Source organism: Micromonospora parva (assembly GCF_040649675.1).
In the GTDB taxonomy this organism is placed as follows: domain Bacteria; phylum Actinomycetota; class Actinomycetes; order Mycobacteriales; family Micromonosporaceae; genus Micromonospora; species Micromonospora parva.
On sequence record NZ_JBEZFX010000007.1, the window covers coordinates 408,767 to 432,367 of the forward strand.

General features: G+C 71.4%; 21 protein-coding genes. 14 read left to right on the top strand and 7 right to left on the bottom strand.

Translation table 11 applies throughout. The annotated features are described in order from the left end of the window. Positions 1-198: 198 nt before the first annotated feature. On the top strand, positions 199-1,566 hold the full coding sequence (locus AB0C03_RS20215) for a pectate lyase (RefSeq protein WP_030331302.1): 1,368 nt from the start codon (positions 199-201) through the stop codon (positions 1,564-1,566). Positions 1,567-1,608: 42 nt separating this feature from the next. On the opposite strand, the gene AB0C03_RS20220 is transcribed toward AB0C03_RS20215, so the two are convergent. Continuing rightward, positions 1,609-2,799 carry a threonine synthase gene (locus tag AB0C03_RS20220; RefSeq protein WP_357638330.1) on the bottom strand — a complete coding sequence of 397 codons (1,191 nt, stop codon included), beginning with the start codon at positions 2,797-2,799 and terminating at the stop codon, positions 1,609-1,611. 13 nt (positions 2,800-2,812) lie between these two features. Then, complete coding sequence (locus AB0C03_RS20225) at positions 2,813-3,853, bottom strand: DNA polymerase ligase N-terminal domain-containing protein (protein ID WP_357638332.1); 1,041 nt, start codon at positions 3,851-3,853, stop codon at positions 2,813-2,815. A gap of 94 nt (positions 3,854-3,947) precedes the next feature. On the opposite strand from AB0C03_RS20225, the gene AB0C03_RS20230 reads away from it, so the two are divergent. The 4 genes from AB0C03_RS20230 to AB0C03_RS20245 all read left to right on the top strand — a co-directional run bounded on the left by AB0C03_RS20230 (position 3,948) and on the right by AB0C03_RS20245 (position 6,626). Continuing rightward, positions 3,948-4,736: an aldo/keto reductase gene (locus tag AB0C03_RS20230; protein WP_030331297.1), complete on the top strand. Its 789-nt coding sequence runs from the start codon at positions 3,948-3,950 to the stop codon at positions 4,734-4,736. 125 nt (positions 4,737-4,861) lie between these two features. Next, positions 4,862-5,014 (top strand): hypothetical protein, encoded by a 153-nt coding sequence (locus AB0C03_RS20235; protein ID WP_167337296.1) that lies wholly within the window; start codon positions 4,862-4,864, stop codon positions 5,012-5,014. Then, entirely contained in the window at positions 5,014-5,979 is a 966-nt protein-coding gene (locus AB0C03_RS20240; protein ID WP_030331295.1) for a golvesin C-terminal-like domain-containing protein, read from the top strand. Before AB0C03_RS20235 ends, AB0C03_RS20240 begins: the two co-directional genes overlap by 1 nt. 152 nt (positions 5,980-6,131) lie before the next feature. After that, positions 6,132-6,626, top strand: a complete 495-nt coding sequence (locus tag AB0C03_RS20245) for a hypothetical protein (protein WP_210865129.1) — start codon at positions 6,132-6,134, stop codon at positions 6,624-6,626. A 121-nt stretch (positions 6,627-6,747) separates the two neighbouring features. On the opposite strand, the gene AB0C03_RS20250 is transcribed toward AB0C03_RS20245, so the two are convergent. Continuing rightward, complete coding sequence (locus tag AB0C03_RS20250; protein ID WP_030331290.1) at positions 6,748-7,872, bottom strand: glycoside hydrolase family 12 protein; 1,125 nt, start codon at positions 7,870-7,872, stop codon at positions 6,748-6,750. Between the two features lie 298 nt (positions 7,873-8,170). Between AB0C03_RS20250 and AB0C03_RS20255 the strand changes: the two genes are divergently transcribed. Then, positions 8,171-9,277: an FAD-dependent monooxygenase gene (locus AB0C03_RS20255; RefSeq protein ID WP_357638336.1), complete on the top strand. Its 1,107-nt coding sequence runs from the start codon at positions 8,171-8,173 to the stop codon at positions 9,275-9,277. A 130-nt stretch (positions 9,278-9,407) separates the two neighbouring features. After that, the gene (gene ctaD, locus AB0C03_RS20260) at positions 9,408-11,165 is read left to right on the top strand and encodes an aa3-type cytochrome oxidase subunit I (protein WP_030331286.1); all 1,758 of its coding nucleotides are present in this window, start codon (positions 9,408-9,410) and stop codon (positions 11,163-11,165) included. A gap of 784 nt (positions 11,166-11,949) precedes the next feature. Here ctaD and AB0C03_RS20265 read toward each other — a convergent pair. Genes AB0C03_RS20265 through AB0C03_RS20280 form a run of 4 tightly spaced genes read right to left on the bottom strand, consistent with a single transcriptional unit; the run spans position 11,950 to position 17,840 of the window. Beyond that, complete coding sequence (locus tag AB0C03_RS20265; RefSeq protein ID WP_030331284.1) at positions 11,950-13,200, bottom strand: MFS transporter; 1,251 nt, start codon at positions 13,198-13,200, stop codon at positions 11,950-11,952. 40 nt (positions 13,201-13,240) lie between these two features. Further along, a complete protein-coding gene (locus AB0C03_RS20270; RefSeq protein WP_030331282.1) occupies positions 13,241-13,822 on the bottom strand; it encodes an isochorismatase family protein in 582 nt (193 codons plus the stop codon). Positions 13,823-13,858: 36 nt separating this feature from the next. Beyond that, positions 13,859-15,145, bottom strand: a complete 1,287-nt coding sequence (locus tag AB0C03_RS20275; protein ID WP_030331281.1) for a nicotinate phosphoribosyltransferase — start codon at positions 15,143-15,145, stop codon at positions 13,859-13,861. 16 nt (positions 15,146-15,161) lie between these two features. Further along, entirely contained in the window at positions 15,162-17,840 is a 2,679-nt protein-coding gene (locus tag AB0C03_RS20280; protein ID WP_357638339.1) for a LuxR C-terminal-related transcriptional regulator, read from the bottom strand. A 195-nt stretch (positions 17,841-18,035) separates the two neighbouring features. Here AB0C03_RS20280 and AB0C03_RS20285 point away from each other — a divergent pair, with 195 nt between their 5' ends. The 7 genes from AB0C03_RS20285 (at position 18,036) to AB0C03_RS20315 (ending at position 23,459) form a co-directional block, all read left to right on the top strand. Beyond that, positions 18,036-19,586: a P-loop NTPase family protein gene (locus AB0C03_RS20285; RefSeq protein WP_030331278.1), complete on the top strand. Its 1,551-nt coding sequence runs from the start codon at positions 18,036-18,038 to the stop codon at positions 19,584-19,586. A 148-nt stretch (positions 19,587-19,734) separates the two neighbouring features. Beyond that, positions 19,735-20,025 (top strand): ATP-dependent Clp protease adapter ClpS, encoded by a 291-nt coding sequence (clpS, locus tag AB0C03_RS20290; RefSeq protein ID WP_357638341.1) that lies wholly within the window; start codon positions 19,735-19,737, stop codon positions 20,023-20,025. Then, a complete protein-coding gene (locus AB0C03_RS20295) occupies positions 20,022-20,522 on the top strand; it encodes a DUF2017 domain-containing protein (protein WP_030331274.1) in 501 nt (166 codons plus the stop codon). The genes clpS and AB0C03_RS20295 overlap by 4 nt, the downstream gene beginning before the upstream one ends. A gap of 52 nt (positions 20,523-20,574) precedes the next feature. Beyond that, the gene (locus tag AB0C03_RS20300) at positions 20,575-21,063 is read left to right on the top strand and encodes a M67 family metallopeptidase (RefSeq protein WP_030331272.1); all 489 of its coding nucleotides are present in this window, start codon (positions 20,575-20,577) and stop codon (positions 21,061-21,063) included. A 65-nt stretch (positions 21,064-21,128) separates the two neighbouring features. After that, positions 21,129-21,515: a MoaD family protein gene (locus tag AB0C03_RS20305; RefSeq protein WP_210858730.1), complete on the top strand. Its 387-nt coding sequence runs from the start codon at positions 21,129-21,131 to the stop codon at positions 21,513-21,515. 11 nt (positions 21,516-21,526) lie between these two features. Then, a complete protein-coding gene (locus tag AB0C03_RS20310) occupies positions 21,527-22,492 on the top strand; it encodes a PLP-dependent cysteine synthase family protein (protein WP_030331268.1) in 966 nt (321 codons plus the stop codon). 223 nt (positions 22,493-22,715) lie between these two features. Further along, positions 22,716-23,459, top strand: a complete 744-nt coding sequence (locus AB0C03_RS20315) for an MBL fold metallo-hydrolase (RefSeq protein WP_030331266.1) — start codon at positions 22,716-22,718, stop codon at positions 23,457-23,459. Positions 23,460-23,601 lie beyond the last annotated feature (142 nt).

Consider the following 23,601-nt stretch of genomic DNA (forward strand, 5'->3'; position numbering starts at 1 on the left):
GACGCTGATGGTTGGACAGTCCTAGCCTCGAAGATGCGGGAAAGCCCTTTCCCACGGCTTTGATCCCGCTTCACCCCGCTTCGGATCCGGGCGTCCGACGGGGCCACACCGATCCCGTTCAGTGCCGCACGCCGCGCCGACGCGTCTCGGGCCCGACGGGCACAGGGATCACCACCACATGCGTCAAGGAGGACACCTGTGCAGCAAAGACGACTCTCCGGCCGCCGACCACTACTGCTGGCGGTGGGTGCCGGGGTGACCGTGGCGGCCCTCGCCGCCGGCATGACCTCGGCCTTCGCGGCCACCATCTTCAGCGACGACTTCACCGACGGCGACACCTCCGGCTGGTCCAAGTCCGGTGGCACCTGGGCGGTGGACGGCTCGGGGGTGCTCAACCAGTCCAACGCCGGCAGTGAGCTGGCGCGCCAGTTCGCCGGCCAGACCAGCTGGACCAACTACTCCGTGCAGGCCCGGGTCAGGCCGGCGAGCTTCGGCTCGTCCAGCGCCCTGGTCGGGCTCGCCGCCCGCTCCTCCAGCAGCACCAAGATGTACCGGCTGGCCCTGCTCGGCTCCGGCCGCGCCGAACTCCAGGCGGTCAACGGCAGCTCCGTCACGGCGATCGGCTCCGCCTCGCTCGGCGTCGGCACCGGCACCTGGTACACCCTGCGCATCGAGACCAGCGGCAGCACCATCCGCGGGTTCGTCAACGGCACCCAGATCGCCTCCGGCAGCAACAGCCTGGTCGGCGCGGGCCGGATCGGCCTGGTCACCGCGTACGCCAGCGGTGGCTTCGACGACGTGCTGGTCGACTCGTCCGGCGGTGGCACCCCGACCACGCCACCGCCGACCACCACCCCGCCGCCGACCACTCCGCCACCCACCACCACCCCGCCACCGGCCGGCTGGCCGACGCCCACCGCCAGCCAGAAGGTGGACGCGACCATCCCGGTGTCCGGCACCTTCGACGGCGGGCTCAAGCGTTACTACGGCATCGGTGACGGCGGGCAGAGCGAGAGCCAGGACCCGATGTTCGAGTTGGCCGCCGGGGCCACCCTGCGCAACGTGATCATCGGCGCGCCGGCCGGTGACGGTGTGCACTGCGAGGGCAACTGCACCCTGATCAACGTCTGGTGGGAGGACGTCGGCGAGGACGCGGCGACCTTCCGCGGCGGCACCACGTACACCGTCGACGGCGGTGGCGCCCGCTCCGCCAGCGACAAGGTCTTCCAACACAACGGGTCGGGCACCGTCTACATCAAGAACTTCCGGGTGGAGAACGCCGGGAAGCTCTACCGGGCCTGCGGCAACTGCTCCACGTCGTACCAGCGGCACGTGGTGATCGACAACGTGATCGTCCGGAACACCGACGCGATCGCCGGCATCAACACCAACTGGGGCGACACCGCCCGGTTCACCCGGATCACCATCGTCGGCGACCCGGACCGGGAGACCTCGATCTGCGTGAAGTACAAGGGCGTGCCGAAGGGCAGCGAGCCGACCGAGATCGGCGAGGGCGCCGACGGCGTCAACTGCCTCTACTCACCATCGGACATCACCTACCAGTAGGCACCGTGCGTCGGCACCCCGCGGTCCGCGGGGTGCCGGCTCTCACGCCAGCACGGGTACGCCGGACACGTCGACAGTGTCCGGATACTTCAGCCCGGCGCCGGTGTTGAGCACCACCACCCGTTCGCCGGCCCGGATCCACCCGCCGGCGCGCAGCTGCCGCGCCGCCGTCAGGCAGGCCGCACCCTCGGGGCAGAGCAGCAGCCCCTCCCGACCGGCGAACTCCCGCAGGTCGGCCAGGATGTCCGCGTCGTCGACGGCGACGGCCGTGCCGGACGACTCCCGCAGCGCCGCCAGGATCAGCTCGTCGCCCAGCGGGGCCGGCACCGTGATGCCGAACGCCACGGTGTGCGCGTCCGCCCACGGCTGCGCCCGATTCTCGCCGGCGGCGAACGCCCGCACGATCGGCGCGCAGCCGGTGGACTGCACGGCCACCAGCCGGGGCAGCTTGTCACCGACCCAGCCCAGCTCGCGCAGCTCGTGCAGCGCCTTGTGGATGCCGATCAGGCCGACACCGCCGCCCGTCGGGTAGATGATCACGTCCGGCACCTGCCAGCCGAGCTGCTCGACGATCTCGTACCCCATCGTCTTCTTGCCCTCCAGCCGGTAGGGCTCGCGCAGCGTGCCGGCGTCGAAGATCGCCCCGTTCGACTCCGCGATCAGCTCGGCCACCCGCCGGCCGGCGTCGCCGATCAGCCCGTCGATCAGGCGCAGGTCGGCCCCGGCGGCGACGCACTCCCGCCGGCAGATGCTCGGCGCGCTCAACGGCATGACGATCGTCGCGCCCATCCCGGCCCGCGCGGCGTAGGTGGCCCAGGCCGACCCGGCGTTGCCGTTGGTGGGCATCGCGACCCGCTCGACGCCCAGCTCACGGGCCCGGCTCACGCCGACCGCGGCGCCCCGGGCCTTGAACGAGCCGGTCGGGATCAGCCCCTCGTCCTTGACCATCAGGTCCGCGATGCCGATCTCGGTGCCGTACGCCGGGGTGCGCAGCAGTGGCGTCCAACCCTCGCCCAGCGTGATGACGTGCCGGGGATCGGCTACCGGCAGCAGCTCCCGGTAGCGCCACAGATCGGCCGGGCGCAGCGGAAAGCGTTCCGGGGTGACCGCCTTCGCCACGGCTGGCAGGTCGTAGCGGGCGAGCAGCGGCGACCCGCAGTCGCAGAGGTTCTGTAACCGGTCGGCGGCGTGCTCCTTGCCGCACCGCGGGCAGTCCAGGTGGGTCAGGTACACGTCGCTCCTCGCGTCAGACCGCGTCGATGCCCAGCCAGCGTCGGCTGCGCCGCCCCGGCTCGTAGACCGAGTCCAGCCGTTTGGCGACCACGCCCGGCAGGCCCTGTTCCTGCCCGGCACGCAGGGCCTCGTCGCCCGCGCCCGGGAACCACGGCGGAGTCTGCCAGTGCGCACCGGCCAAGGCCAGCCCATCGAGCAGCTCCCGGCGTTGCGCGTACGGCACGTCGACGCTGCTCACGCCCTCCAGCCAGAGCAGGTCGACGATCAGGTACTGGGCGTCGGCGGGGACCCGGCTGCCGGTGCTCGGACGCACCGGACGCACCCGGCCGGCACCGTCGATGCGCACCAGCACACCGTCGAGCACCGCCTCGGTGGGGGCGAGCGCCTCGGCCATCGCGCGCAGCCACTGATATCCGCCGGTGATGTCCTCGTCGGTCTCGGAGAGCAGCCGCAGCCGGCCGCCGGAGACGTACGCCATCGCCCGGACGCCGTCCCAGCGCAGCTCGTACCCCCAGGCGGCGCTGTCGCGGGGGAGCCCGGCGGCGGGCGTGGCGTGCATCGGCCGGACCAGATCCGGCATCGTTGTCCAGCCGGGTGGCGCGGGGTCGGTGCGGCGGACCATCCAGTCCCGCCCGCCGGTGGCGAACAGCACGTAGCGCCCTGCGGTCCGGTCACCGGCGAGGGTCACGATCACCTCGTCGTCGCGCCACTTCTCGCAGTGGTAGGTGCCCCGGTCGTGGATCAGCATCCGGCCCCCGCCGTACTCACCGGCGGGGATCTCGCCGGCGAAGTCGAGGTACTCCATCGGGTGATCCTCGGTGTGCACGGCGAGGTGGTTGCGACCCGGATCGCGTGGCAGCCCGCGTGGCACCGCCCAGGACGCGAGCACCCCGTCGTGCTCCAGGCGCAGGTCCCAGTGCAGGCTGCGGGCGTGGTGCTGCTGGATGACGAAGCGGGCGGCGTCGGGGCCGGCCGACGGCGGGCCCTGCGGCACCGGCTCGGGTGTGCGGGCCGCGTCCCGCCGTCGCCGGTACTCCCGCAGCCGGTCGGTCACACCCGCATTCTCCGGCAAAACCGACCGGTGCGCTGGACGCCCCAGTGTCCGGTTCACTCGGCGGTCGGGGGCGCGGCGGGGTAGAACGGACCTCATGGACCTCACCGACCAGCCCACCGCCCTGCTCCCCGGTGACGTGCGGATGCCCCTGCTCGGCTTCGGCACCTGGCAGGCCACCGGCCAGGCCGGGTACGACGCCGTGCTGGCGGCGCTCGACACCGGCTACCGGCACCTCGACACCGCCACCGTGTACGGCAACGAGCGGGAGGTCGGCCGTGCGGTGCGCGAGAGCGGGCTGCGCCGGGAGGACGTCTTCATCACCACCAAGCTGCCGCCCAACCAGGTGGGCCGGGAGCGGCAGACGCTGGAGGCCAGCCTGGAGGCGCTCGGCGTCGACCACCTGGACCTCTGGCTGATCCACTGGCCGCCGAGGTCGCCGGCCGACAGCATCCCGCTCTGGCGGGAGCTGATCGCCGCCCGGGACGAGAATCTCACCCGGGCCATCGGCGTCAGCAACTACAGCACCGCTCAGATCGACGAGCTGATCCAGTCCACCGAGGAGAACCCGGCGGTCAACCAGATCGAGTGGAGCCCCGCGCTGTACGACCGGCAGCGGCACGCCGAGCACCGGGACCGGGGTGTGGTGCTGGAGGGGTACAGCCCGTTCAAGACCAGTGACCTCAGTGACCCGGTGCTGGTCAGGATCGCCGCCGCGCATGGCGTCTCGCCCGCGCAGGTGGTGCTGCGCTGGCACATCGACCACGAGATCGTGGCGATTCCGAAGTCGGTGACCCCGGAGCGGATCACCGCCAACTTCGACGTCTTCCACTTCTCGCTGACGGCGGAGGAGATGCGCGACATCGACGCGCTCGGCGAGGGCTGATCGGCGGATTCCTTCAGCGGGTGACCCGCTGATGAAGGGTATCGACATCGACGTACGTGACGGTATAGCGTGCCCGTCATCACGTTCGTCGATCCGTTCGTGCCCGCCGTCGCTGGAGGATCGCCATGACCCGATCACCATCCGTCCGTCTGCGCCGCCGTGGGGTGCTGGGCATCCCCGCCCTGCTGGTCGCCGCGCTGACCGTCGTCGCCCGACCCGCCCCGGCCAGCGCCGCGCCGAAGGCCGAGTGCCTCGCCGACCTGCTCGCGGACGCCTGATGGCGACGATCCCCTGGCTGGTGGACGTGCTGCGGGCCGCCGGGGTCCAGGTCGTCGTCGAGGGCGACTGGCTCAACCGGATGCGCCCCGGCTCCTTCGACCCGATCGGAGTGCTCTGGCACCACACCGCCTCGACCTCGAGCGCCAGCAACCCGCACCCGGCCCTCGGCATCTGCATCAACGGCCGCTCCGACCTGCCGGGGCCGCTGTGCCAGGCGCTCGTCGACTACAACGGCGTCTTCCACGTCATCTCCGCCGGCCGCTGCAACCACGCCGGGGTCAGCGGCGGCAGTGGACCGATCCCGTCCGGGGACGGCAACACCCTGATGATCGGGTGGGAGATCGACTACAACGGCGTCAACCAGGAGATGACGGCCGCGCAGTACAACGCGTCGGTCGCCGCCACCGCCGCCGTGCTCACCCGCCTCGGCCGGGACAGCAGCTACGCCCGGGGCCACCGGGAGACCAGCACCACAGGCAAGATCGACCCGTCCTTCATCGACCTGAACGTCATGCGCGCCGACGTGGCGGCGAAGATGGCCGGCGGCGGCACGACCTGGTCCGCAACCGTGGACAACACCACCAGCGGTCGGTTCACCGCCAGCGCCAACTGGGGCGTGTCGTCGTACTCCAGTCAGCGCTACGGGGCTGACTACCGCTACGCCGAACCGGTCGCCGCCAGCGATGTCGCCTGGTACCGGTTCAACGTCCCGGCCGCCGGCAACTACCGGGTCGAGGCCTGGTGGCCGGCGAACTCGGGCTACAACAGCGCCGCCCCGTACATCGTCGCCACCAGCAGCGGCAACCAGACCGTCCGGGTCGACCAACGGGCCACCGGCGGGCAGTGGCGCGCCCTCGGCACGTTCGCCCTGCCGGCGGGCGACGCCAACCGGGTCGGTGTGAGCCGGTGGAGCAGCTCCAGCGGCCTGGTCATCGCCGACGCGGTACGCCTCACCCGCGTCTGACCTCCGACGCGGCCCCGCCCGGGCTTGACGCGGCCCGGCCCGGTCTTGATCCGCTCGCCTTTCAGGAAGTCGGGGCATCCCACGTGCGAGGATGCCCCGACTTCACGGAAGCCGAGTGGATCTCCGCAGGGTGGGAGCTGAGCAGGAGAGTCATGGAGCGAGATGCGAACCTGATGGCGGTGTTACGTCGCCTCGATGATCCCGAATGGCTGGAGTTTCCCGCTGGCTACAGCAGAACGGAGCTTGCGGCCTCGTGCGGCATCCTCGCCGCAGATATCGAGTCTCGCTTCTCGACGAGTTGCGAGATCGAGCGAGACATTCAAGACTCCGCACAGTACGCGCGGATCGAAGTGCCGGGGGAATCTACGGTCAGCGGAACGCGGATCGTCGTCCTGGTGAGCAAGTTCAAGCCGTTGGCCATGGTCGCCGCCGACAACCCCGGTGCCTTTCTGAGCACCGACGAGGCATGCGCCGAAGGCGCACTGGACGCCAGCGACCTCGAAGAGGTCAAGCAGGCTCTCGTCGGCTCGGGACACCTGGTGATTCCGGAAGAACTCTTGATGAACCGCTATGACGGAGTTGCCCACCTGCGCTTCCACGGTTCCGGGGAACCTGACTGGTGGGACCGGTTCTTTGGTTCATTCTGAATCGTCGTCTGGGGGGACGGATCAGGGCGTGCGCGGCTCCGCGCACGCCCTGACTCCTCCCGGTGGCCCGCTTCCGTTTGCGGTGGGGGCGCGACGGACGGTCACGCCCCCAGCCGTCAGGTCAGTTCCGGGAGCAGGTCGCCCCGTTGAGCGAGAAGCTGCTCGGCGACGAGTACGACCCGTTCACCGTCCCCTGGTAGCCGAAGCTGGCAGTGCCCCCGGGTGCGATGGACCCGTTGTGGCTCACGTTCCGGGCGGTCACCGCGGACCCGCTCTGACTCACCGTGGCGTTCCAGGCGTTGGTGACGGTCTGCCCGCTGGGCAGGTTGTAGTTCATCGTCCAGCCGTTGATCGCGCTGGACCCGGTGTTGGTGATCTGCACGTCGGCGGTGAAGCCGTTGTTCCACGAGTTCGCCGTGTACTTCACCGCGCAGCTCGCGCCACCGCCCGGCGGCGGCGTGGTCGGCGGCGGGTTGGTGGGGTTGCCGCCGCCGTTGACGTTGGCCGAGAACGACGTCACGGCCAGGCCGACGCCGCCCTGCCACGGCTCGAAGCCGGCCTGGATGCTGGTCAGATACCAGGAGTTGGTGATCGCGCCCCGGTTGCGGGTGTCGTTGATGAAGTCCAGCACGCTGAAGTTCAGGCTGGAGATCGCCGACTGCGCGACGTACGAGATGACGTTGTTGGAGCCGTTGCTGCCCCGCCAGACCTCCCAGGTGCGGCCGGCCAGGTTCGTCGTGCCGACCACCGAGCCGATGGGCTGGATCGGGCCCTGCCGGTTGAGCCAGATCATGATCTCCATCTGGTTCACCCCGTCCCGCTTCGGCGACGGGTCCAGCCAGATGTCGTACGACGCGTTGTAGGTGGCGCCGCTGACGTAGCGGTAGGAGATGCTGCTGGTGGCGCTGCTGATCTGGCTCACCTGGATCGGCAGGTTCGTGCCGGGGGAGCAGTTGGTGTAGTGGCAACCGAAGAACACCGAGGGGTACGCGGTGGGCGCGCCGTTGGTGGGGCTGCTGCCGTTCAGGGTGGTGATCTCGAAGCCGCTGCTGGTGACGTTGATGCACTGCTGGGCGGTGGTGCCCCAGCGGTTGTTCTGCACGACGTAGCGGCCCTGGATGGTGGTCGAGCCGTACTGTTCGCAGATCAGGGTGTCGGCGGAGGCGGTGCCGCCGAAGGTCACGGCCACCAGGGAACTGGCGACCAGCAACCCGGCGACGGCCAGGGCCCGAAGTTGACGTTTCATGACGCTCCTTGACTCGGCGCGTGCCGGGCGCCGGATGTGGTGGGGCAGTGCGGGAGCGCTCCCACGCTCAACGACACATTTACATGTCTGAAACTGACGCGCAACCGTCGGGGATGAACTGGCAAATTGTGAGGATTGCCATCCCCGCCTTACGGCCGGCGACGGCCGGCCGGCCAAACGGCACGGGTCGCCGACGAGCGGCGGGGTGCGGGCCGATTGGGCCTGGTGTGCGCCGATCGCTCCGAGTAGCGTGTTGCCTCCAACGCGTGCCGCTCCCCCTCCGGAGGCGTACACCACCATGGGTGGCTCCCCCCTGCGCATCCTCGTCGTCGGCGCGGGCATCGCCGGCCTGTCCGTAGCCCGGGCGCTGCGCCTGGCGGGCTTCCGGCCCGACGTCACCGACAAGCTGCCACCGGGGGAGTCCACCGAGACCGGTCTCTACCTGCCCGGCAACGCCGCCCGCGCACTGCACCGGCTCGACCTGCACGACCCGGTCCGGCCGGTCGGGCAGGTGATCCACCGGCAGCGGTTCTTCGACGCCGCGGGCGCGCAACTCTGCGAGGTCGACCTCGACGCCCTCTGGGCCGGCGTCGGCGAGTGCCGGGCACTACCCCGCGCCGACCTGCACCGGGTGCTGCTCAGCGGTGCCGGCGGCGCGGTCCGGCACGGCGCCGAGGTCCGCACCCTGGACCTGCTCCCTGGCGCGGTGGGCGTCACCTTCACCGACGGCACCACCACCGAGTACGACCTGGTCATCGGCGCCGACGGGCCACGGTCCTCGGTCCGCGCGCTGGCCGCCCTCGGCGGGCCGCCGCGCCCGGTCGGGCAGGTGGTCTACCGGGCCGTCCTGCGCGACGGCCCACCGGTCACCGAGTGGACCGCACTGCTCGGCCAGCGCTCCGGGTTCCTGATGGTGCCGATCGGCGCCGGGCGACTGCACCTCTACGCCGACGAGGCCGGCACCGAGGAACCCGCCGACCCCCTCGCGCGGCTGCGGGACCTCTTCGCCGACTACCGCGGCCCGGTGCCCGAGGTGCTGGCGGCGCTCGACGAGGTGCACGTCGGGATCACCGACGAGGTGGAGCTGGGCCGTTGGCACCGGGGGCGCGTGCTGCTGGTCGGCGACGCGGCGCACGCCACCGCCCCGACGCTGTCGCAGGGCGCGGCCATGGCGTTGGAGGACGCCGTGGTGCTGGCCGAGTCGCTGCGCGCCGCCAACAGCGTGGAGGCGGCGCTGGTGGCGTACGAGAGCCGTCGCCGCCCGCGTACCCGATGGGTGGCCGACCGGACCCGGGACCGCAACCGGACCAGGGACGTGCCCCCGGCGCTGCGCGACCCGCTGCTGCGCGGACGCGGCGACCGGATCTTCGGGGAGCACTACCGGCTCCTGCTCGGCCCGCTGTAGGCCCGTTGTAGATCGTGTCACGCCACCCCACGCGGCGCTGCGACCTGCCGGGGACTATCCTCCTTGCGGATGACGGCCCGCCGATAACCAGCGTGTGCCGAGCGGGACAACCGAGAACCGGAGGCCACTCGTGACCACCGTCGCACCCAAGCCGGTCGTGACCCGGCCCTGGCCGGTCCGGGAGCCGGTCAAGGGGTCGGCCATCGCGCGGCTGCTGCGAACCACGGACGCGAAGCAAATCGGGATCATGTACATGGTCACCGCGTTCGTGTTCTTCATGATCGGCGGCCTGATGGCGCTGATCATGCGGGCTGAGCTGGCCCGGCCAGGGCTGCAGTTCCTGTCGCCCGAGCAGTACAACCAGCTCTTCACCATGCACGGCACGATCATGTTGCTGTTCTTCGCGACGCCGATCGTGTTCGCCTTCGCCAACTACATCGTGCCGATCCAGATCGGCGCGCCCGACGTCTCCTTCCCCCGGCTGAACAGCTTCGCCTACTGGCTGTACCTGTTCGGCGGGACGATGGCGACGGCCGGGTTCATCACCCCGGGTGGCGCCGCCGACTTCGGTTGGTTCGCGTACGCGCCGCTGAGCAGCGTCGAGCACTCGCCCGGCGTCGGCGCCAACATGTGGATCATGGGTCTGGCCATCTCCGGTCTGGGCACCATCCTCGGCGCCGTGAACATGATCACCACGGTGCTGACCCTGCGCGCGCCCGGCATGACCATGTTCCGGATGCCGATCTTCACGTGGAACATCCTGGTCACCAGCCTTCTGGTGATCCTGGTCTTCCCGCTGCTGGCCGCCGCGCTCTTCGCGCTCGCCGCGGACCGCATCCTCGGCGCGCACGTGTACGACCCCGCAACCGGTGGGCCAATGCTCTGGCAGCACCTGTTCTGGTTCTTCGGGCACCCCGAGGTCTACATCGTGGCGTTGCCGTTCTTCGGCATCATCAGCGAGGTCATCCCGGTCTTCTCCCGCAAGCCGATCTTCGGCTACAAGGGTCTGGTCGCCGCGACCGTCGCGATCGCCGCGCTCTCCATGAGCGTCTGGGCGCACCACATGTTCGCCACCGGCCAGGTGCTGCTGCCGTTCTTCAGCTTCCTGAGCTACCTGATCGCCGTGCCGACCGGTATGAAGTTCTTCAACTGGATCGGCACCATGTGGCGGGGCCAGATCAGCTTCGAGACGCCCATGCTCTGGGCGGTCGGCTTCCTTGTCACGTTCCTCTTCGGTGGTCTCACCGGTGTGCTGCTGGCCAGCCCGCCGATCGACTTCCACGTGTCGGACTCGTACTTCGTGGTGGCGCACTTCCACTACGTGCTCTTCGGCACCATCGTGTTCGCCGTCTTCGCCGGCATCTACTTCTGGTTCCCGAAGATGTTCGGGCGGATGCTCGACGAGCGCCTGGGCAAGGTGCACTTCTGGCTCACCATGATCGGGTTCCACACCACGTTCCTGGTGCAGCACTGGCTCGGCAACGAGGGCATGCCCCGCCGCTACGCCGACTACCTGCCCAGCGACGGCTTCACCACGCTGAACATGATCTCCACGATCGGCGCGTTCATCACCGGTATCTCCACGCTGCCGTTCATCTACAACTGCTGGAAGTCGTACAAGACCGGCCCGGTGGTCGAGGTGAACGACCCCTGGGGTCACGGCAACTCGCTGGAGTGGGCGACCAGCAGCCCGCCGCCGCTGCGCAACTTCGACCGCATGCCGCGCATCCGCTCCGAGCGGCCGGCGTTCGACGCGAAGTTCCCCGAGCTGGCCGCCGGCCAGAGCGTGGCCGGCCCGCCGGAGGGTGGCGCCAAGCCGCTCACCAGCGAGTCCGACGGTGGCGCGAGCTACCGCGAGGACACCGCCAGCGACATCGATCGGCACTGACGCTCAACCGCAGCAGTACGACGGGCGCCGCCCCCCGGGACACCGGGAGCGGCGCCCGTCGCCATGTCCAGCCGCTGTCACTCTCGCGTCTCGCCTCGTTCCAGCCGCTCCACGCCGCTTACCGGCGGCTGCCTTCCGTAGCGTCTGCAGGGCCTGGGCTCGGTGTCGGCTCGGCTCAGCCTGGCCCGGCTCGGCTCAGCCTGGCCTGGCCCGGCTCAGCCTGGCCTGGCCCGGCTCAGCCTGGCCTGGCCCGGCTCAGCCTGGCCCGGCCCGGCTCAGCCGGGCCTGGCCCGGCCCGGCCCGGCTCAGCCTGGCCCGGCTCAGCCTGGCCCGGCCCGGCTCAGCCTGGCCCGGCCTGGCCTGGCCTGGCCTGGCCTGGCGCGGCGTCGGCGCGGCCTGACTCGGCGTCGGCGTAGCTTGGCTCGGCGTCGGCTCGGCCTACCCGGCGTCGGCTCGGCCTACCCGGCGTCGGCGCGGCTTGGCCGGCGCGGCCTGGCCCCGGGGGCAGGCCATGTCCCTGGTGAGCGTGATGTCTGTGAGTCATCGTGATGACTCACAGACATCACGCTCACTAGCAGGTATGTGGCCCGGTGGCCCGGTGGCCACCTCGATCCGCAGTCACCCCGGTATTTGCTGCCCAGACAGCGCGCCGGCCGGAAACTGCCGAGCGGCACACCCACCCAATTAGGTCGGCGCACGGCTGCCCCGACCCGTTCCGGCTCGCCTGCCGGCGGAGCTGCCTCAGTCCGGTCCGGTCCGGCCTGGCCTGGCCTGGGTCAAACCGTTAGCGGGCGGCGGGGGTGAGGTCCGCCTCGACGGGCGGTGGGACGGATGCGGCGGCGCGACGGCGGCGCAGTTCGATCGGGAGCACCACCACCGTGACCAGCGCGCCGAGTGCCCCGGTGACCACGAAACCCCAGGCCGGCGAGCTGGCGTCGATCACCGCTCCGGCGAGCGGCGCACCGATCGCGATGCCCACGGTGACCGCCGAGCCGTGCAGTCCCATCGCCTCACCGCGTACCTGGGCCGGGACCAGGCGGCTGACCGCGTCCGAACTGGCCGCGATGGTCGGCGCGCAGAGCGCACCGGCCGGGATCAGCGCCAGGCACAGCAGCCACCAGTGCGCGCCGCCCAGCCCGACCGGGATGGTGCACAGGGCGAGTGCGGCGGTCAACGCCAGTGGGGAGAACGATCGGTGCACGGCCCCGTAGGCGAACCCGCCGGCCAGCGAGGCGACCGCCCAGATGGCCAGCACCGCGCCAGTCCAACCGACCTCACCGCTGGCCCGGAGCACCGCGACCACCGCCACGTCGGTGCCGCCGAGCACCAGTGTCGCAGCGGTGCTGAGGGCCAGTACGGCGAGCAGCCGGGGCGTCAGCCACTGCCGGCGAGGCACCCGCTGGGCCGGTCCGCTGGGCTCCCCGGTGGTGGCTTCGCGGATCGGCGGGTTGACCAGCCACAGGGCGATGCCGGCGGCCACGATGCCGCCGCCGACCAGGTACATGGTGGTCTGCGCGGAGATCGCGGTGACCAGCGCGACGGCCAACGCCGGGCCGATCATGAACGACAGTTCCACCGACATCGAGTCCAACGCGTACGCCGGGCGGCGCTGGTCCTCCGGGACCAGCGCGGCGATCGACTGACGGACCACCGAGAAGATCGGCAGGGCCAGCGAGCCGGCCACGAACGCGGCGGGCAGGAGCACTGGGTACGGCAGTGTGGGCGCGGTGGACCAGAAGATCGCCTCCGCGATGCCGGTGAGCACCAGGACCGGGCGGAGACCCCGCTGGTCCACCAGCCGACCGAGAATCGGCCCGCCGATCGCCGCGCCGACGGTGACCGCCGCGCCGACCAGGCCGGCCGCCCCGTAACCGCGGTCAAGGTCGAACACCACGTGGAAGGTCAGCGTCACCCCGGTCGCGGTGAGCGGGATGCGGGCGAGGACGGCGACCACCAGCAGCGATCGCAGGCCGGGCAGGGCGAGTGCCCGCCGGTAAGGCTTCATGTTCACGTGGGTCCGTACCTCCGGCGACATCCTCAACCGGCGGCGGCCCCTTGGCCAACGAATTAGCGGCTCATGCGGCCCTGATCACAGGCTGCCCGTGCATGATCACCCCGGCGCCCTCCATCGCGCGCAGCGCCACGTCGGTGGTCGCCGGGGCGACGGCGGCGGTCAACTCGAGCAGCACGGTGGTGGCGAAACCCTCCCGGGCGGCGTCCAGCGCGGTCGCCCGCACGCAGTGGTCCGTGGCGATGCCGACCAGGTCGACCCGGTCCACGTCGTGCCGGCGCAGCCAGTCGGCCAGGCACTCGCCGTCGTCGGCATGCCCCTCGAAACCGGAGTACGCCGCCGCGTGCTCGCCCTTGTGGAAGATCGCCTCGATCCGGGCGGTGTCCAGTTCGCTGTGGAACTCCGAACCGCTGGTGCCGACCACGCAGTGCCGGGGCCAGGACTCTACGAAGTCCGGCGGATCGCCGAAGTGGGCACCCGGGTCGACGTGGTAGTCCTTGGTGGCGACCACGTGCGTCCACCGGTCCGGCTCGGCGGCGAGGAGCCGGGAGATCCCGGCGGCCACCCCGGCCCCACCGGCGACGGCCAGCGAGCCGCCCTCGCAGAAGTCGTTCTGCACGTCCACGATGATCAGCGCGTTGGCCATCAGGGGTTCCCCTTCGAGATCGGATCGGCGGAAGGCTCAACCAGCGGGTACGACGGTGACCGGCACGGCCGGGTCGCCGGCCGAGAGCTTCAGCCCTTCCCACGGGATGGAGATCAGGCACTCCCGCAGGTGCTCCCGCGACTCGTCGAGCGTCGGAATCGGCACCGGCTCCCCGGCGACCACGAACGACTGCTGGAGCAGGCGGTCGTTGGGCTGCCGGTCCGGAACGCCCTGCGGGACGATGATCTCCTCGGTGGCGGTGCCGGTCGGCTTGTGCCGGCGGACCGCGACCTTCCGCCCTCCGATCGTCGCCTTGTGCTCGGAGCGCTTCACCACCGGCCGTCCCTCGACCTCGACCAGCTTGTACACCAACCCGGCGGTCGGTGCCCCGGAACCGGTGACCACGGCCGTGCCGGCGCCGTACATGTCGACCGGCTCGGCGGCCAGCGCGGCGATCGCGTACTCGTCCAGGTCACCCGAAACGATGATCTTGGTTTCGGTGGCGCCCAACGAGTCGAGCAGCTCCCGGGACTGCTGAGCGATCACCGCGAGGTCGCCGGAGTCGATGCGTACCGCCCGCAGCTCCGGCCCGGCCACCGCTATCGCGTTGCGGATGCCCTGGCTGATGTCGTACGTGTCGACCAGCAGCGTGGTGTCCTTGCCCAGCGTGGCGACCTGCGAGGCGAACGCCGCCCGCTCGTCGTCGTGCAGCAGGGTGAAGGCGTGCGCCGCCGTGCCCGCCGTCGGAATACCGTAGAGCGCACCGGCGGCGAGGTTGGACGTGAACCGGAAACCGGCCAGGTACGCCGCCCGCGCCGCGGCCACCGCCGCCTCCTCGTGCGCCCGGCGCGACCCCATCTCGATGAGCGCCCGGCCGCGCGCCGCGGTCACCATCCGCGCCGCCGCGGCGGCCACCGCACTGTCGTGGTTGAGCACGGACAGCACCAGCGTCTCCAGCACCACACACTCGGCGAAACCGCCGGAGACGGTGAGGATCGGTGAACCGGGGAAGAACAGCTCGCCCTCGGCGTAGCCGTCGACGTCCCCGCTGAAGCGGTAGTCGGTGAGCCAGGCCGCCGCCATCTCGTCGACCACCCCGGTCCGCAGCAGGAACTCCACCTCGCTGGGATCGAACCGGAAGTCGCGGATCAGCTCGATCAGTCGGGCCGTCCCGGCGACCACGCCGTACCGGCGGCCACTGGGCAACCGGCGGCTGAACACCTCGAAGACACACCGGCGGTCGGCGGTGCCGTCCTTCAGGGCCGCGCTGACCATCGTCAGCTCGTAGTGGTCGGTCAGCAGCGCGGGGCGGTGGATGCTCACCGCCCCAGCCTAAGGTTCAGCCCGCGTCGCCGCCGTCGTGGCCCGGGATCGACCGTAACGCCGCCCACAGCTCGGCCCGGCTGGTCACGCCGAGCTTGGCGTAGATCCGCTGGAGGTGGTTCTCCACAGTGCGCGCCGACAGGTAGAGCCGTTCGGCGATGGCCCGGCTGGCCGCACCGTGCGCGGCGAGGCGAGCCACCTGCCACTCCCGCTCGGTGAGCACCGGCGCACCGGCCTGGAGCGCCGGCGTCCGGATCAGGTCGCAGCGCCCGAGCAACCCGGCGAGACGCTCCCGGGCGTCGTTGGCCGCCGCCGACTGCTGCTGGCGCAGCCGCTGAACGGCCTGGGAGGTGGCCTCGGCCGCGTACACGGTCAACTCCAGCGCGGCGTAGTCGTCGGCGACCGCGAGCAGATCAGCGGGGGAGTCGGTCACCGCGGCGCGGGCGTGCCGGGCCAACAGCGGCGGCAACACCCCGTCGACCCGCTCGGAGAGCTCGGCGAGGCGCTGCGCGACAGTGCGCCGACCACCGTCGGAACAGGTGGGCCCGACCGCCATGCCTGCCTGATCCAGTCGAACCAGGTCGTGCAGAACGTGCACCTCGTGCCCGGCGAAGCCGTCCGAGCGCAGCCGATCCACCAGGTCGCCGAGGTGCTTGATCGCGCCCGGCAGGTCGCCACCGGCGGCCAGCGACGCACCCCGGGCCTGCTCCAGCCACGGGTAGAGCACCGCCATTCCCGGCGCGTGGGTGCGGTCGGCCTCGGCCATCGCCGCGGCCGCCTGCACGGCGTCGCCGCGCAGCGCCGCCGACTGGGCGCGTTCGGCCTGGGCCAGACCGGCGTAGACCCGACTCGTGGCCAGCACCGCACAGGCACTCAGGGAGGTCCGCATGGCGGCGCCGCTCTGCCCGCGCAGCCGGAACGCGTACGCCTGAAGGATTGCCAGGTATCCGGTGCCGAGGCGGAAGTCACCCTCCCCGGCGAGGTCGGCGAACTCGTCGGCGACGATCGCGTCGATTCCGGTCAGGTCGCCGGTGAGCATGAGCCGGGTGCCGCGGGCCAACTCCAGGGCCAGTTGGAGGTACGGCATGTCGGTGCGCCAGTTGGCCGCTGCCGAGTGCACCTGGGCGATCGCCGTACCGCTGCGGGTCAGCTCGCCCTGTGCGGCCTGGACGTACGCGATCGTGGAACGGGCCAGCTCGCGGGCGGCGACGCCGGCCGCCGGCCGGTCCAGGACACGTTGGCTGAGCCGCACCGCGGCGGCGGTGTCCAGCCGGTGCAGGCGCATGATCGCCTCGAAGGCGTGCACCCGGGCCCGGTCGGCGGAGTCGCTGAGCTGCTCGACCCGGTCGGCGATCTCCTCCACCGTGGACTCCTGGCTCAACCCCCAGTAGCTGACCATGCCGCGCACTGTCAGCCAGCGGCAGAGCCGTCGCTCGTCACCGGGCTCCGGGGGCACCGCGTCGAGGACGTCGATCGCCTCGCCGGGCCGGTCGGCGAACATCAGGATGGTGGCCAGCAGCTCGGCCGCGTCGGAGCCGCCGTCGGCGTTCAGCGCGGCCCGCGCCAGGCGCGTCGCCAGCGGCACGTCGTAGCGGGTGAACGCCTGTACGGCGGCCTCCAGCAGCAGGGCCGGGTCCTGTGCGGTGCCCGAGTCGAGTCGCCAGACGGCCACCCGCAGCAGGTCGTCGCGGCGGCGCTTGCCGACCTGCTCGATCAGCTCCGCGAGGTGTGCCTGAAGCCGGCGGGTGCGGCTGACCGGACAGCGCCGGCGCATCACCTCGCCGTAGAGCGGGTGGGCCAGCCGGACGTTGGTGCGCCGGTCGTGCTGGTCCACGGTGATCAGCCCGCGCTCCTCGGCGGTCTCCACGTCCTTCTGATCGGCGGCCTGCTTGAGCAGTTGCAGGCCGAGCGGTTCGCCGAACGCGACAAGCTCGACCACCGCGCGGACGCCGTCGGTGAGCTTTCCGACCCGGGTGTCGATGAGGTCGGTCAGGTTCGGCGCCAGCTCCAACCGCCCGGTCCACTTCCAGATCCCGTACGTCTGCTTCAGCTCGGCGCTGCCGTTGGCGGCGTGCACCAGCTCACGCAGCAGCAGCGGGTTGCCGGACGACAGTCGGCCGAGCCGGTCGGCGGAGCCGGGGTCGACCGGGCCGCCCAGGATCGCCGCCAGCAGACCAGCGGTCTCCGCCTGCGGCATCGGGGTCAGCTCCACGTGCTCGACCAGGTCGTCGGTCCAGAGCGCGCGGATCGGCAGCGGGATCTGCTCGCCGTCGCGCAGGGTGCCGACCACTGTGGCGTTCTCGGCGCGGGCGACCAGGTGCACCAGTGCGGCCGAGGGTGGGTCGAGCAGGTGGGCGTCGTCGATGGCGAGCACGATCCGTCGGCCGGCCGCCTGCTGTTGCAGCACGTTGAGCGCCCAGCGCAGGACGCCGGCGGGGGAGAGGCCCTGGGGCTGCTCGGCGGGGAGGACCTGGACCAGGCCGCCGAACGGCAGCGCGGCGGTGGTGGCGCTCGCGGCGATGGACCAGATCGCGAACCGGTCGGTGGGCAGGGCGCCCACGCCCTCGCGCAGCAACCGACTCTTGCCGATGCCAGCGCTGCCGCTGAAGAAGAGCCCCCGGCCGGCCTCACCGGTCACCGCCTCCAGCAGGCGGTTGAGCTCATCCGTGCGGCCGACGAACTCCCATCGACTCATCCGCGCAGCATATCGATCGAAATCCGTCCGCGCCCGCACCGTCACGGTGCGAAGTTGAGTAAGCGCACAATTACCGGTGAGTATTCGGGGTGTTCTGCCCGGTCGTCGGCCCGCCCGTAGTCTTCCGACATCCGGGTTGACGTACCGGAAAATTTCGCGACCGGACCTCCGACCACCTGCAACGGGAGGCACCTGATGAAGCAGGGCCCTCTCCCCTCGGTCGACTCGTCGGACGACATGACCGGCCCAACCGACCTACCCACCTGCGGCCCGCTCCCCACCCGGATCGGCGTGGCGGGCCCCGCCCCGGACGAGCCGCTCGGTGTGGTCGCCGTCGGTCCGGCCGGTGCCGAGCGGCGTGCCGTGCTCGCCACACTGCTCGGGCTCGACCCGGTCATGCTCACCGTGCCCGCCGGCAGCTGGTTGGTGGTGCGCAACGCCCAGGTGCCCACCCGGGCGGCGTTCGTGCCCGGTTACCGCCAGCCGCACTCGTACGGCGCGGACCGGGACGCCGCCGGTCCGGCGTTGGCTCGCCCGCCCCGGCGGGTCGAGCTGACAGTGCCCGAGCCGCTGCTGCGGCACTTCGCCCTGATCGACGTTCCGGACACCGCCACTCTCGGCGTCGCCGGCACCCAGGTGCTGCTCGAAGCGGCGGGCCGGGCCGGCGCGCTGCTCTTCGTGATCGCCGCCGACCAGGCTTTCACCGCCGCCGAGTTGAACCTGCTCGCCGAAGTCGCCTCGACCTCGGTGGAGGTCGTCTTCGCGGTCACCCCCGGCGCGGCGGGTTGGGCTCCGCTGGCCGACGGCACGGCGACTACGGAGGGCGCGGGGGCGTCCGTCCCGCCGGTCGGGGGTGCGCAGACCGAGGTGGACGCGGTAGCGGTGACGGTGGAGGCGCATCGGGCCGCGCTGCTGGCCGCGGTGCCGGCGTTGGCCGGCGCGCGGTGGTTCCCGGTCGACGACGCCGCCTCCGCCGCCGACCTGCGGCGGGCGCTGGTGGGTTGGGCGTCGCGTGAGGGTTTGCAGCGAGCCAGCGTCGGCCCACCGGTAGTGCCGGGCCAGCAGGGTCGCGTCGCCGTGGCCGCCGATCCGGGTGACTGGTCCGAACGGCTCGACCGTCACGCCCGCTCGTGTGCTCAGCGGATCCGCCAGCACCTCGCCCTGGAGTTGGCGAACATCCACCTGCGGGCCGTTCAGGAGATCGTGTTCGGAGTCGGCTGTGCCGGCCTGCCGGATCTGCTCGACCGGGAGATGGCGGCGTTGTCGCTGTTGGCCACCGCGCAGTGCGATCAGGCGGTGCGCGGCATCGTGACCGACGTCGCCTCCCGGGTGTTGGGCGTGCCGCCGAGCGAAGGCGTGCGACGTCGGATCGCCGCCGCTGTGCAGTACGGCCTGGCCGATCACCGGCCCGGCCAGGAGTTGGACAAGGTGCTGTTGATCACCAGTACGGCCGGGGTGGCCGAGTTGACCGGCCCGGAGGCGATCGACGCCGCCGCCAGCTATCCGGTGGCGTCCCGTGACGAGGTGCTCCCACCGGTCGCGGTGGCGCTCTCCGGCGGGTGCTGGCAGCAGTGGCGTACCCCCGGCAACGACAACCACAGCGCGGCGCGGGCCTGGTCCCAGCGGGCGGTGCGCGAGGTCGAGCTGGGGTTGTCCAGGGAGATCTCCCGACGGTTCGAGGTGATCCGCCTCTCGCTGGGCGTGGTGCTCTCCGATGCAGTTGATCACGGCATCCTGCTCGCCTGACGGCGCGCCCGCCGGTTGGCCCGGGTCCGGGCCCGACCCGGCGCTCGGCGGCGTCCAGAGCGGGTCGGGAGTGCCCGGAGTGGGTGATCCGCGCCGGGCCGGCGTTCCGGTTCCTCGGTTCCGGGAAACCGGTGGCACGATGGGGGGCATGGCGGCTCCGCAGGTTGTACCGGTCGAGACGCCGGACACTGACGAGGTGCCGGCGTCCGACCGGCAGTGGGTGACGATCGTGTGGGACGACCCGGTCAACCTGATGACGTACGTGACCTGGGTTTTCCAGAGGCTTTTCGGCTACAGCCGGGAGAGGGCCGAACAGCTGATGCTGGACGTGCACCACAAGGGGCGTGCCGTGGTCTCCACCGGTGCCCGCGAGCGGATGGAGCACGACGCGTCGCAACTGCACGCGTACGGGCTCTGGGCGACGGTGGACAGATCATGAGCATGTTCCGTCGCCAGGCCGGTCACTACGTGGCCGTCTTCGCCGTCGACGAGGTGCGGGTGCTGCGGAAGGTCGCCTCCGAGGTGGTGGGTCTGCTCACCGACGGCTTCGACCACACCGACCCGGTCGTCGGTCGGCTCTTCCCGGCGGTCTACCCGCAGGACGCTCCGGGCACCGCCGAATTTCGCCGCTACACCGAGGGCGACCTGAAGACCGCGAAGATCGATCAGGCGGGGGCGATCCTGGCCGCGTTGCCGGACGACGCCGGTGGCGAGGTGCGGCTGGACGCCGAGGCCGCCGAGGCGTGGTTGCGGGCACTGAACGACGCCCGGCTCGCGATGGGTGTCCGCCTGGAGATCAAGGACGGCACGGATCTGGGCGAGGAGTTGGACGACGCGGTCGCTGAGGACCCGGGTTCCAGCAGGGTGTTCCAGCTTTCGGTCTACGCGTATCTCGGATATCTACAGGAGTCGCTGCTCAACGCCTTGATCGACTAGGGGTGACCGGCACCACTTCGGCCTGTGCTCGACAGGCGTTAGGCTGGTGCACGTGCTGAGCATCGACCGGTCGATCATCGACGCGATCGTCGCCCACGCGCGGCGGGACCACCCCGACGAGGCGTGCGGCGTCGTCGCCGGTCCCGTCGGCAGCGACACCCCGACCCGGCACATCCCGATGGACAATGCCGCCCGCTCGATGACCTTCTACGAGTTCGACTCGATGGAGCACCTGCGCGTGTGGCGGGAGATGGACGATCGGGACGAGGAGCCCGTCGTCATCTACCACTCGCACACCGCCACCGAGGCGTACCCGTCGCGGACGGATGTCGCCTTCGCCGGTGAGCCGGGGGCGCACTACCTGCTCGTCTCGACCCGTGAGCCCGACTCGGAGGAGATCCGGTCGTTCCGGATCGTCGACGGTGTGGTCACCGAGGAGCCGGTCCGTGTCGTGGAGGCCGGCGTCGACCCGCACGCCGTGCAGTCCTACATGTTCGGGCAGAGCCCGGCGACGGTCGATTACGAGTGTTCCGGCCGCTGACCCGTCAGCGCCGCAACCGTCTCGTCCCGTCACCGTAGGCACACCCGATCGAGGAGTTCGACATCATGGCTATCGAGGTTCGCATCCCCACCATCCTGCGCAGCTACACCGGCGGCGCAAAGGTCGTCGAGGGCACCGGCGACACGCTCGCCGACCTGCTCACCGACCTGGATTCCCGGCACGGCGGTCTGCGCGGCCGGCTGATCACCGACGCGGGCACGCTGCACCGTTTCGTCAACGTCTACGTCAACGACGAGGACGTCCGTTTCCTCGGCGCGCTGGACGCGAAGCTCTCCGACGGCGACAGCGTCACCATCCTGCCGGCCGTGGCCGGCGGCGCGTTCGGTTTCGCCGCGGCGGCGGCGATCAGTTCGCACAGCGCCGCGGCAGCGGCGACCAGTTCGCACAGCGCGGCGGCCGTGGTGGCCGGCGACGCCGTCGCGGCTCGCTGAGGTCGGCCGCCATGGCGCGGTACGACAGCCTGCTCGACGCCTGCGGGGGCACGCCGCTCGTCGGTCTGCCCCGGCTCTCCCCGACGGTGCCCGACGGGGCCCCTCCGGTGCGGCTCTGGGCCAAACTGGAGGACCGCAACCCCACCGGCAGCATCAAGGACCGCGCGGCGCTGTTCATGGTCCGGGCGGCGGAGGAGTCCGGCCGACTCCGCCCGGGTGACACCATCCTCGAACCGACGAGTGGCAACACCGGCATCTCGCTGGCGATGGTGGCGAAGCTGCGCGGCTACCGGCTGGTCTGCGTGATGCCCGAGAACGTCTCCACCGAGCGGGTCCAGTTGCTCCGGATGTACGGGGCCGAGATCATCTTCTCGCCGGCGGCGGGCGGTTCCAACCAGGCGGTCGCCACCGCCAAGCAGATCGCCGCCGAGCACCCGGACTGGGTGATGCTCTACCAGTACGGCAACGAGGCGAACGCGCGGGCGCACTACGAGACGACCGGGCCGGAGCTGCTGCACGACCTGCCCAGCATCACGCACTTCGTGGCGGGGCTGGGCACCACCGGCACCCTGATGGGCACCGGGCGGTACCTGCGGGAAAAGGTCGAGGGCATTCAGGTGGTGGCCGCCGAGCCGCGCTACGGCGAGTTGGTCTACGGCCTGCGCAACATCGACGAGGGTTACGTGCCCGAGCTCTACGACGCCTCGGTGCTCTCCCGGCGTTTCTCGGTCGGCACCCGCGACGCGGTGCTGCGCACCCGCCAGCTGGTGGAGGTGGAGGGCATCTTCGCCGGGTTCTCCACCGGTGCCATCCTGCACGCCGCGCTGGCGGTGGCGCACGAGGCGGTTCGCGACGGCCGGCGGGCCGACGTGGCCTTCGTGGTCTGCGACGGCGGGTGGAAGTACCTGTCCACCGGCGCGTACGGCGGCACGCTCGCCGATGCCGAGGACGCCTTGGAGGGGCAGCTCTGGGCCTGACCGATCTGGTCTGCCGACTACGGGCCGTCGACATCCGTCGACGGCCCGTTGGCTGCCCGGCGTACCGCGAGCCGGTGTCACGTTCGTGACAACTTCCGTTGGATGATTCTTGCTTCCGGGCGTGTCAGCGTAGGCTGCGCAGCGTGGCGTACGCGTCGGTAGAGATCATGGCCGGGACGATCGCCGGCACGGGTGCTACTGATAGTGACAGCGAGACCACTCGATGCGACTGACCGTCCTGGGGAGCGCCGGCAGTTTTCCTGGCCCCGAATCGCCCTGCTCGGCCTATCTCGTCGAGGCTGACGGCTTCCGGCTCCTGGTCGACTTCGGCTCGGGCTCGCTGTCCAGCCTCCAGCGGTACGCGGGGCTGCACGCCCCGGACGCGATCCTGCTGACCCACCTGCACTGCGACCACATGTTCGACGCCGTGCTCTACGTGGTGGTGCGCCGCTACGCCCCGGACGGCCCCTACCCGGCCCTGCCGGTGTACGCGCCCGCCGGCGCCCCGGACCGGCTCAGCGCCGCGTACGGCGACGACGGTTCGGTGGAGGACGTGTACCAGTTCTACGCGCTCCAGCCGGGCACCTTCCCGATCGGCCCGTTCGCCGTCACCGTCGACCGGGTCAACCACCCCGTCGAGACGTACGGCGTGCGGCTGGAGCACGACGGCCGGTCGCTGTGCTACTCGTCGGACACCGCGCCGTGCGAGGCGCTGCTGCGGCTGGCGCAGAACGCCGACGTCTTCCTCTGCGAGGCCAGTTACCTCGACGGGATGGACAATCCACCGGATCTGCACCTCACCGGTCGGGAGGCCGGTGAGGCGGCCACCAAGGCCGCTGTGGGCCGGCTGCTGCTGACCCACCTGGTGCCCGCCTGGGGCAGCGAGGCGCACACCCTGGAGTCGGCCGCCTCCGCGTACACCGGGCCACTCGAGGTGGTCCGGCCCGGCGCCAGCTACGACGTCTGACCCGGCAGGTCCGTCTCACGGTGCCGGGCCGCCCCAGGCGCGAGCCGAGGAGTTCGGCTGGCCGGCCGCTGTCGACGGGTTCCTCGGTGTGCACGGCGCCGACGTTCGCCGGGGCACCCCGAGCGCGGCGGATCACCGCACC